At 62.6% G+C, this 9229-nt stretch carries 11 protein-coding genes; 6 read left to right on the top strand and 5 right to left on the bottom strand.

Annotation, left to right across the window (positions count from 1 at the left end; all coding sequences use genetic code 11):
• Positions 1-17: 17 nt before the first annotated feature.
• Positions 18-1001, bottom strand: a complete 984-nt coding sequence (locus tag EOB59_RS32155; protein ID WP_127810293.1) for a glutaminase — start codon at positions 999-1001, stop codon at positions 18-20.
• Positions 1002-1005: 4 nt separating this feature from the next.
• A complete protein-coding gene (locus EOB59_RS32150) occupies positions 1006-2154 on the bottom strand; it encodes an aminotransferase class I/II-fold pyridoxal phosphate-dependent enzyme (RefSeq protein WP_127810292.1) in 1149 nt (382 codons plus the stop codon).
• Positions 2155-2299: 145 nt separating this feature from the next.
• Between EOB59_RS32150 and EOB59_RS32145 the strand changes: the two genes are divergently transcribed.
• From EOB59_RS32145 to aat, 6 genes are all read left to right on the top strand, one after another.
• Positions 2300-3694, top strand: a complete 1395-nt coding sequence (locus EOB59_RS32145; protein ID WP_128290132.1) for a M48 family metalloprotease — start codon at positions 2300-2302, stop codon at positions 3692-3694.
• A 61-nt stretch (positions 3695-3755) separates the two neighbouring features.
• The gene (locus EOB59_RS32140) at positions 3756-4559 is read left to right on the top strand and encodes a DsbA family protein (RefSeq protein ID WP_127396903.1); all 804 of its coding nucleotides are present in this window, start codon (positions 3756-3758) and stop codon (positions 4557-4559) included.
• Positions 4560-4707: 148 nt separating this feature from the next.
• Entirely contained in the window at positions 4708-5142 is a 435-nt protein-coding gene (gene aroQ / locus EOB59_RS32135) for a type II 3-dehydroquinate dehydratase (RefSeq protein WP_013531359.1), read from the top strand.
• A gap of 26 nt (positions 5143-5168) precedes the next feature.
• Complete coding sequence (gene accB, locus EOB59_RS32130) at positions 5169-5627, top strand: acetyl-CoA carboxylase biotin carboxyl carrier protein (RefSeq protein WP_023812132.1); 459 nt, start codon at positions 5169-5171, stop codon at positions 5625-5627.
• Between the two features lie 10 nt (positions 5628-5637).
• Positions 5638-6981 carry an acetyl-CoA carboxylase biotin carboxylase subunit gene (gene accC, locus EOB59_RS32125; RefSeq protein ID WP_128290131.1) on the top strand — a complete coding sequence of 448 codons (1344 nt, stop codon included), beginning with the start codon at positions 5638-5640 and terminating at the stop codon, positions 6979-6981.
• A 12-nt stretch (positions 6982-6993) separates the two neighbouring features.
• The gene (aat, locus tag EOB59_RS32120; RefSeq protein WP_127396902.1) at positions 6994-7611 is read left to right on the top strand and encodes a leucyl/phenylalanyl-tRNA--protein transferase; all 618 of its coding nucleotides are present in this window, start codon (positions 6994-6996) and stop codon (positions 7609-7611) included.
• A gap of 9 nt (positions 7612-7620) precedes the next feature.
• On the opposite strand, the gene EOB59_RS32115 is transcribed toward aat, so the two are convergent.
• From EOB59_RS32115 to EOB59_RS32105, 3 genes are all read right to left on the bottom strand, one after another.
• Positions 7621-8007 (bottom strand): hypothetical protein, encoded by a 387-nt coding sequence (locus tag EOB59_RS32115; protein WP_127330800.1) that lies wholly within the window; start codon positions 8005-8007, stop codon positions 7621-7623.
• A gap of 75 nt (positions 8008-8082) precedes the next feature.
• Positions 8083-8673, bottom strand: coding sequence for a DUF2155 domain-containing protein (locus tag EOB59_RS32110; RefSeq protein WP_127330802.1), 591 nt, complete (start codon positions 8671-8673; stop codon positions 8083-8085).
• Between the two features lie 123 nt (positions 8674-8796).
• Positions 8797-9195, bottom strand: a complete 399-nt coding sequence (locus EOB59_RS32105; RefSeq protein ID WP_013531353.1) for an NADH:ubiquinone oxidoreductase subunit NDUFA12 — start codon at positions 9193-9195, stop codon at positions 8797-8799.
• Positions 9196-9229 lie beyond the last annotated feature (34 nt).

Raw genomic sequence — 9229 nt, 5'->3', positions numbered from 1 at the left:
ATGGCGGATCGCGAAGGCTACGGCGCGAAGATCGACCAGTTCATCATCCTGGCAAGCTTTTCCAGCGCGATCGACCCCAGCTTGGAGTTGCCGTTGGCATTGAGACCTGGCGACCAGACGGCAAGCGACGCCACGCCCGGCACGATGCCCAATATTCCGCCGCCGACGCCGCTCTTGCCGGGGATGCCGACGCGGAAGGCGAAATCGCCGGAGCCGTCATAATGGCCGCAGGTCAGCATCATGGCGCCGATGCGGCGTGCCCGTTCGGCCGACACCACGGAATGCCCGGTCGCCGGGTTCTTGCCGCCATTGGCGAGGAAGCGGCCGGCGAGCGCCAGTTGCCGGCAACTCATGGCGATGGCGCAATGGTGGAAGTAGACGCCCAGCGCCAGTTCCGGCGCATGGTGGAGATTGCCGAAGGATTTCATGTAGTTGGCAAGCGCGAAGTTGCGGTAGCCGGTGGCGCGCTCGGACGCCGCCACCTCGCGATCGATGATGATCGTCTCGTCGTCGGCGAGGAACTGGATGAAGCGCAGGATCTCGCCGATCGCCTCGCGTGGCTGGTGGCCGGCAAGCAGGATGTCGGAAATGACGATGGCGCCGGCATTGATGAACGGGTTGCGCGGAATGCCGTTCTCATGCTCGAGCTGCACGATCGAGTTGAACGGATTGCCTGACGGTTCGCGGCCGACCCGCTGCCACAGCGCGTCGCCGACATTGCCGAGCGCCAGTGTCAGGGTGAACACTTTCGAGATGCTCTGGATGGAAAAGGCCTGGTCGGCGTCCCCCGCCGTCAGCACGCGCCCGTCATTGGTAACCGCTGCGATGCCGAATTTCTTCGGATTGACCTTACCCAACTGCGGAATGTAGGAAGCGACGTCACCGCGATCGGTGCGATCGGCCATTTCGGCAGCGACTTCGGCCAATGCCTGATCAAGTTTGGAGGCCTGATCAAGTTTGTGGGCCTGATCAAGTTTGGGGGCCTGTTCGAGTTCCGGCATGGTGCTACCTCAACCAGCGTTCGATGCGCGCCATTGCCTCAACCATGTCGTCGTGGCTGCCGGCGTAGGAGAAACGCATCGTCCGGTGCCCGGCCTGAGTGTCGAAGTCTTGGCCGGGTGTTGCCGCGACATGCGCCTCGGCCAGCATCTTTCGCGCGAAGGCCATGCTGTCATTGCTATGCCTGGTGACGTCACAAAAGGCATAAAAGGCGCCGTCCATGGGCGCCGCCAGCGGAAAGCCGAGTTCCGGGAGGCGTTTCATCAAGAGTTCGCGATTCCAGGCATAGCGACCCTTGACCGCTTCCAGTTCCTCGGTCGCCCTGAACGCTTCGATCGCCGCGATCTGCGACAGTTCCGGCGGCGAGATATAGAGGCTCTGGGCGACGCGCTCGACCGGCCGCACCAGTTCTTGCGGCAGCACCATCCAGCCGATGCGCCAGCCGGTCATGCAGTAATATTTGGAGAAGGAGTTGATCACGGTCACGTCGCCTCCATAGGCAAGCGCCGTGGTGTCGGGGGCGGCATAGGCGAGCCGGTGATAGATTTCGTCGGAGATGACGGCGATGCCGAGGTCTTGTGCCGTCCTCACCAGGGCCGCCAGTTCATCGGCCGGTATGACCGCGCCGGTTGGATTGGCGGGACTGGCGAAGAGAACGCCTTTCAGCGGCTTTTCACGATGCGCGGTCTCGAGATGGCCGGCATGCACGTAGGCGGCGTCGCCCAGCTCGATCTCGACCACCTCGATGCCGAGCGCGGCCATGATGTTGCGATAGGCGGGATAGCCGGGTGCCGCGATGGCGACGCGGTCACCCGGGTCGAACATCGCCAGGAAGGCGAGGTTGAAGGCGGCCGACGATCCAGTGGTCACCGCGATCCGGCCGGGCTCGATATCAAGCCCGTAGTGATCGGCGTAGTGTCCGGCGATCGCCTTGCGCAAACCTGCCAGTCCCAGCGCGTCGGTGTAGCCGATGCGTCCGTCCTGCAGCGCCTTGGCGGCTGCGGCGCGAACCAGAACCGGTGCGGGATCGGAGGGCTGGCCGACGGCCATCGAAACAACCGGCACGCCCTGGGACTTCAGCCGGTTTGCCTCTGCCAGAATGTCCATCGCATGGAAGGGCTCGACATTGCCACGACGTGAGAGCGAAACGACCATTTAACCAGTATTCCCGATGGCTGACGGCGCCAGGCACTGGCGCATGTGCCGCACAAATGCCCGATTGATGTGAGGATCACAAGTTGAGGAAGTTTCCGGCGCCGACTTTTCATCTTTCGCCCGCTCGTCTACCAGTGGAGCCATCATGTTGAGCCGACCCAGATCGACGATTGCCCAGGCAGCGCGCGTCTTCGCGACGCTTTCGCTTGGCGTTGCCGTTGCAATGGCGAGTTCGGTCAGCGCCTTTGCCCAGAACGTGCCGGTGGTGCGCGACGCCGAGATCGAGGCGCTGGTTCGCGATTACGCGCGGCCGATCTTCAGGGCGGCTGGCCTGGCGAATGACGGCATCGACATCGTTCTGGTCAATGACCAGAGTTTCAACGCCTTCGTGACCGGGCGCCGGCTGTTCATCAACACCGGCGCGCTGATGACGGCTGAAACGCCCAACGAGATCATCGGCGTCATCGCGCACGAAGCCGGTCATATCGCCGGCGGCCACCAGCAGAAGCTGCGCGACCAGCTCGAACGAGCCAAGACGATGGCCATCATCGCGACGCTGCTGGGTGCCGGTGCCATGGTCGCCGGCGCGACAACCAATAGCCGCGGCCTTGCCGGTGCGGGCGTGGGGGTGGCCGCCGGCGGCGGCGAGATGGCACAGCGCAGCATCCTCGCCTACCAGCGCACCGAGGAGATGACGGCCGACCGCTCGGCGATCACCTATCTCAACGCCACCGGCCAGTCCGGCATGGGCATGCTGAAGACGTTTCACCGCTTCCAGACTGCGCTGTCGCTCTCGGGCGCGCAAGTCGATCCCTACCGGATCAGCCATCCGATGCCGCGGGATCGTATCTCCAATCTCGAAGTGCTGGTGAAACAGAGCCCCAATGTCGACAGGCCGGACCCGCCCGCGCTGCAGCAGCGCCATGACATGGTGCGGGTGAAGATCGCCGTCTACATGGAAGGCCAGGCGGCTGCGTCGCGGCTGATGCGAAAGATGCAAGGGACCCTCGCCGCGCTATATGGCGACGCCCAGTCGACCTACCTGTTCGGCAACATCGCCGCCGCGCTCGCCAAGACCAATGCACTGATCAAGGCGCAGCCCAAGAACGCTTACTTCCAGGAACTGCGCGGCGACATCCTGATGAAGGCAAACAAACCCAAGGAAGCCGCGGACGCCTACGCCAAGGCGGTCAGCCTCGATTCGGCGCGGTCCGGTCTGCTGCCGGTGTCCATGGGCCAGGCGCTGATGGCCGTCGGCAAGCCCGACTCCCTCAAAAAAGCCGTCGTGCAGATCAACAACGGCCTCGGGCGCGACAAGGAAAATTCAGCCGGGTATCGCTATCTGGCACAGGCCTACGGTGAGTTAGGTGACATACCGGGCGCTGAACTTGCCACCGCCGAAAGCCATTTCTATTCCGGCAACTACAAGGATGCGAAGATTTTCGCCATGCGGGCGCAGCAGCAGATGAAACGCGGCGAGCCTCGCTGGCTTCGCGCCCAGGATATCATAAACTACAAGCCGTCAACCAAGATCAAGTGAACCTTCCGGCCGCGCGCCACGACATAGCCAGACCGGAAAACAGGTAGAAGGAACAGGAACGATGAAAAAGGCACTGCTGCTGGGCACCACGGGGGTTGCGGTCGCACTGGCCATGCTGGCTTTCGGATTCGTTGCCGGAAACCCGCAGATCGCCAAGGCCGGCACCGCACAGCCGGTCGAGACCACGGCGGCCGATACCAAGATCGACCGCACCGAGGTCGAAGGCATCATCCGCGACTATTTGTTGAAAAACCCGGAAGTCCTCCTGGAGGTCCAGGATGCGCTTGAGGCCAAGCAGAAGGAAGAGCAGCGCATCGCTCATCTCGGCGTGATCAAGAATGCCAAGGACCAGATCTTCAACTCCGCCTTTGACGGCGTCGTCGGCAATCCGAACGGCAAGGTCACCATCGTCGAGTTCTACGACTATAATTGCGGCTTCTGCAAACGCGCCATCGACGACATGCAGGCGTTGACCAAGACCGATCCGGACCTGCGTTTCGTGCTCAAGGAATTCCCCATCCTCGGACCGGATTCGCAGAAGGCGAGCGTGGTCTCGATGGCGTTCCACCTGATGCACCCGGAAAAGTACGGCGAGTTCCACAATGCGTTGCTCGGCGGCCAGGGACGCGCCACCGAGGCGGCGGCCATCAAGGTCGCGCTGTCGCTCGGCGCCGACGAAGCGGCGCTGCGCGAGAAGATGAAGGACCCGACAATCAACGAGGCCCTCGCCAAGACCTACGATCTTGCCAACAAGCTGGCGATCACCGGAACGCCGTCCTATGTCGTCGGCAACGAGGTGGTGTTCGGAGCACTCGGGCAGGAAGTGCTGGCAGAAAAGATCGAGGCGGCGAAAGCCGCGCTCTGATCTTGCTCGCCAGCTATTTCTCACGGGCACATTTCCGCCTGTTGTGGACAGTGAAAGAACGCACTTGCGCTCTTTCCGCGGGCGGCTATGCCCATTATAGAGGGCCCAGCGCGCCGGCTTGATGACGGCGCCGGGAAAGGTCGGCTTTTTGAAAACGGTTTTCGTCCTGAACGGTCCCAATCTAAACGCGCTCGGCAAGCGCGAGCCGGGCATCTATGGCGGCAAGACGCTTGCCGCGATCGCCGACGACTGCAAGCAGGCAGGCACGGCGCTGGGGTTCGAGATCGATTTCCGCCAGTCGAACCATGAGGGCGACCTTGTCGACTGGATTCAGGAAGCTGGCGACAAGGCTGTCGGCATCGTCATCAATCCGGGCGCCTACAGCCACACCTCGATTGCCATCCACGACGCCATTCGCGCCGTCGCACCGTTGCCGGTGGCCGAAGTTCATCTTTCCAACATCCATGCGCGGGAACCATTCCGCCACGTCTCCATGGTCGCGCCGGTCGCCGTCGGCATGATCTGTGGCTTTGGGCCGCTCGGCTATACGCTGGCGCTACAGGCGCTGGCCGCACGCCTATGACCGGCCAACAAACAGAAGGCTCGAAAATGTCGATAAAGAAGACCGGTGTTGACCAGCAACTGATCCGCGATCTGGCGGGCATACTGAACGACACCAACCTCACCGAGATCGAGGTTGAACTGGGCGACCTGAAGGTGCGCGTCTCGCGGCAGGCGCCGGCTGTTCATGCAATCGCGGCGCCGCAGCAAGCCTATGCGCCGGCAGCAGCGCAAGCTGCCTCCGTAGCTCTGCCCGTTGTGGCAGATATTTCCAAGAACGCAGTCACCTCGCCGATGGTCGGCACCGCCTACCTGGCGCCGTCGCCGGACGCCAAGGCATTCATCGAAGTCGGCCAGAAGGTCAAGGAAGGCCAGACTTTGCTGATCATCGAAGCAATGAAGACGATGAACCAGATCCCCTCGCCACGCGCCGGCACGGTGACCGCGATCCTTTTCGAGGATTCGCAGCCGGTCGAATATGGCATGCCGCTCGTCGTGATCGAATAGAGCGGGCCTGATGTTTCAGAAGATCCTCATCGCCAATCGCGGCGAAATCGCCCTCCGGGTGCTGCGCGCCTGCAAGGAACTCGGCATCCAGACGGTGGTGGTGCATTCGACCGCCGATGCCGACGCCATGCATGTGCGGCTCGCGGACGAGAGCGTCTGCATCGGTCCGCCGCCATCGCGCGACAGCTATCTCAACATCCATCAGATCGTTGCGGCCTGCGAAATCACCGGCGCCGACGCCGTGCATCCGGGTTACGGCTTCCTGTCGGAGAACGCCAAGTTCGCCGACATACTGGCCGCGCACAACATCACCTTCATCGGTCCGTCCGGCGACCATATCCGCATCATGGGCGACAAGATCGAGGCCAAGCGAACCGCCAAGCGCCTCGGCATTCCGGTTGTGCCCGGTTCGGACGGCGCTGTCACCGATCAGAAGGAAGCCAGGCGCATTGCCGCCGAGATCGGCTATCCCGTGATCATCAAGGCATCGGCCGGCGGTGGCGGACGCGGCATGAAGGTCGCCCTCACCGAGGCTGACCTGGAGGTCGCCCTGCAGACGGCGAGCACGGAAGCCGGTGCGGCGTTCGGCGACGATGCCGTTTATATCGAAAAATACCTGGAAAAGCCGCGCCATATCGAAGTCCAGGTGTTTGGTGACGGCTTTGGCCGCGGCGTGCATTTCGGCGAGCGCGACTGTTCCTTGCAGCGCCGCCACCAGAAGGTCTGGGAAGAGGCGCCCTCGCCCGCCCTCAATGCCGAAGAGCGCGCCCGCATCGGCGGCATCTGCGCCAAGGCGATCGCCGACCTCGGCTATTCCGGCGCCGGCACGATCGAGTTCCTCTACGAGAATGGCGAGTTCTACTTCATCGAGATGAACACGCGCCTGCAGGTCGAGCATCCGGTGACGGAAGCGATCACCGGCATCGATCTCGTCCACGAGCAGATCCGCGTCGCCTCCGGTGGCGGCCTCTCGGTGAAGCAGGAGGACATCAAGTTCAACGGCCACGCCATCGAATGCCGCATCAACGCCGAGGACCCGCGCACCTTCACCCCCTCGCCCGGTACGATCACCCATTTCCACACACCGGGTGGTCTCGGCATCCGCGTCGATTCCGGCGTCTATTCCGGCTACAAGATCCCGCCCTATTACGACAGCCTGATCGGCAAGCTGATCGTGCATGGGCGTAATCGCGTCGAGTGCATGATGCGCTTGCGCCGCGCCCTGGACGAGTTCGTCGTCGACGGCATCAAGACGACGTTGCCGCTGTTTCGCGATCTCGTCGGCAATGCCGACATCGCCAATGGCGATTATGACATCCACTGGCTGGAAAAATACGTGGCCAAGGAAGAGTAGCGCGGAGACGCGATGACCCGCCCCTACGCGCCCGGCTATCGCATCCCCACCGACCTTCTGCTCAAGGCCTACGCCTCGGGCGTCTTCCCGATGGCCGAAAGTGCCGGCGACCCGGAGGTGTTCTGGGTGCGGCCGGAGACGCGCGGCATCATTCCGCTCGATGGTTTTCACGCGCCGAAAAGCCTCAGGAAAACGATCAAGAAGAACCCCTTCGACATCCGTTTCGATTTCGATTTCGAAGCGACCATCGACGGCTGCGCCGAAAAGCGCGTGGAACGGCGCTCGACCTGGATCAATGCGCCGATCCGCGAAGCCTATGTCGAGTTGCATCGGATAGGCCATTGTCATTCGGTCGAGGCGTGGCGCGAGGACCGACTGGTCGGTGGCCTCTATGGCGTGTCGCTCGGCCGGGTGTTTTTTGGCGAGAGCATGTTCGCCAGGGAGACGGACGCTTCCAAGACCTGCCTTTTCTATCTCGTCGAGCGCTTGAAGGCACGCGGCTTCGCGCTGCTCGATACGCAGTTCACCACCGAGCACCTCAAGCGCTTCGGCGCCGTCGACGTGCCGCGCGGCAAATATGAAAAGTTGCTGGCCGACGCGCTGAAGGGCGAGGCCGTATTCTATCCCTGAAGATTGAGCCTACTTCCCAGTGGCGGCTTCCAATGGCGTCTGCGAATGGAACATCATCTTCCAGCCATTGACGCGATGGACATAGCCGGTGCTGACCAGCGCGGCGTAAGGTTCGCCGTTCTCGCGTGTCGCATGTGCCTCGTAGGTCAGCATGATGATGTCGCTGCCCGGCTCGATAATACCCTTGAGGTCGATTTTCAGGTCGCGCCAGCGGTTGGGCTTGGTTGCGGTCTTGGCGAGATCCGCATTGTCCATCGCCTGTGCCATCTGCGGAAACGCCACCAGGCATTCGGTGTCGACATTGGCCGCATAGTAGGCCGCGTCGCCCGTCCAGAATCCCTTTTCAAGTTCCAGCAACTCTGCCTTGCCGGCCGTGATCCGCTTGCTGTCTGACATCGGAAAATCCTCCCTGCGCATAAATGCGCGCTCATCCGTGCCCCAACGTATGGTGGCAGGGACGGTTCCGGAGGATCAGTTGGTGTCGGTCGTATCGGGGTCCGAAGCGTCCGGCTCCGTCACGCCAGGCTCTGTCACGTCCGGAGCAATCGCGGCTTTCGGTTTGGCCGCGGCGGGCTTGGGCGCCTCGGCTTTGGTCGAGTCTGCCTTGGCGCCATCGGGCGCCGGCACATCCGACTTCTGCTTGCAAGCCTTCAGCCAGACGTCATAGACGGCATGCTCGACGGCATTGAGGCCGGGGCTTTCGGCAAACATCCAGCCGGTGAAGATGCGGCGGATCTTGCGGTCCAGCGTGATCTCGTCGACCTCGACGAAGGAATCTGTCTTCGGCTCTTCGGTCTGTGGCCGCGAATAGCAGACGCGCGGCGTCACCTGCAAAGCACCGAACTGCACCGTCTCGTCGATATAGACATCGAAGGTGATGATGCGGCCGGTGATCTTGTCGATCCCGGCAAACTCGGCAACGGCATTGGTGACCCGGTCCGCTCCCGCGGGCGGCGCCGGCGCGGGTGCCGCGGGCTCAGGCGAAGCGGCGAAGGCCACGGTGCTGACGGCAAGACCGGCGGCTAACGCCAGACTAGCCGATATTGAGTAAGAAAAGCTCATGCAAAGATACCGGTGGTTCGCGCCCGGGTGATTCTGTCGATCGCCAAGGCTAGTCGCCGTTTTCTGATCAGCAAGCAGCTAAACACCAATTGTGGCGATAAAGGACCGGCTTGCACCCTGTCGCTACGACCCGGGTGTCCAGGCATCGTAGTCGCCGGTGACCTGCGGGCGGTGCTGATTGGTCAGCACCGAGCCCTTCGGGCGATAGGCCGCCGGGCTGCCGGTCAGATTGGGCTGATGCGGCTTTTGCCAGTCGCGCGGCTTGTAGTCCTCGCTGGACGGCGCGACGTCGACACGGTGGTGCATCCAGCCGTGCCAGCCGGGCGGTATCGCCGAAGCTTCCGAATAATTGCGGTAGATGACCCAGCGGCGCGTGCGGCCTTCCGAATCGATGCCGCCTTCGTAATAGAAATTGCCGGTCTCGTCCTGGCCGACCTTCTTGCCGTACCGCCAGGTATGCAGGCGGGTTCCTATCGTCTGGCTGTTCCACCAGGTGAAAAACTGCGTAAGGAAAGTCTTCATTTCAAAACCCTCGCGCCGGCAGCGCCCGTTTTCC

This window comes from Mesorhizobium sp. M7A.F.Ca.MR.176.00.0.0 (assembly GCF_004023165.1).
Classification (GTDB): Bacteria; Pseudomonadota; Alphaproteobacteria; order Rhizobiales; family Rhizobiaceae; genus Mesorhizobium.
The sequence above is the reverse complement of the archived record's forward strand: the minus strand, read 5'-3'. Positions and strand labels throughout refer to the sequence as shown.

Coding starts and splice junctions, on each gene's coding strand:
- aat (WP_127396902.1), top strand. CDS start 6,994: ATGACCCGCCCCTACGCGCCCGGCTATCGCATCCCCACCGACCTTCTG.
- EOB59_RS32115 (WP_127330800.1), bottom strand. CDS start 8,007: ATGTCAGACAGCAAGCGGATCACGGCCGGCAAGGCAGAGTTGCTGGAA.
- EOB59_RS32150 (WP_127810292.1), bottom strand. CDS start 2,154: ATGGTCGTTTCGCTCTCACGTCGTGGCAATGTCGAGCCCTTCCATGCG.
- accC (WP_128290131.1), top strand. CDS start 5,638: ATGTTTCAGAAGATCCTCATCGCCAATCGCGGCGAAATCGCCCTCCGG.
- EOB59_RS32155 (WP_127810293.1), bottom strand. CDS start 1,001: ATGCCGGAACTCGAACAGGCCCCCAAACTTGATCAGGCCCACAAACTT.
- EOB59_RS32145 (WP_128290132.1), top strand. CDS start 2,300: ATGTTGAGCCGACCCAGATCGACGATTGCCCAGGCAGCGCGCGTCTTC.
- accB (WP_023812132.1), top strand. CDS start 5,169: ATGTCGATAAAGAAGACCGGTGTTGACCAGCAACTGATCCGCGATCTG.
- EOB59_RS32105 (WP_013531353.1), bottom strand. CDS start 9,195: ATGAAGACTTTCCTTACGCAGTTTTTCACCTGGTGGAACAGCCAGACG.
- EOB59_RS32110 (WP_127330802.1), bottom strand. CDS start 8,673: ATGAGCTTTTCTTACTCAATATCGGCTAGTCTGGCGTTAGCCGCCGGT.
- EOB59_RS32140 (WP_127396903.1), top strand. CDS start 3,756: ATGAAAAAGGCACTGCTGCTGGGCACCACGGGGGTTGCGGTCGCACTG.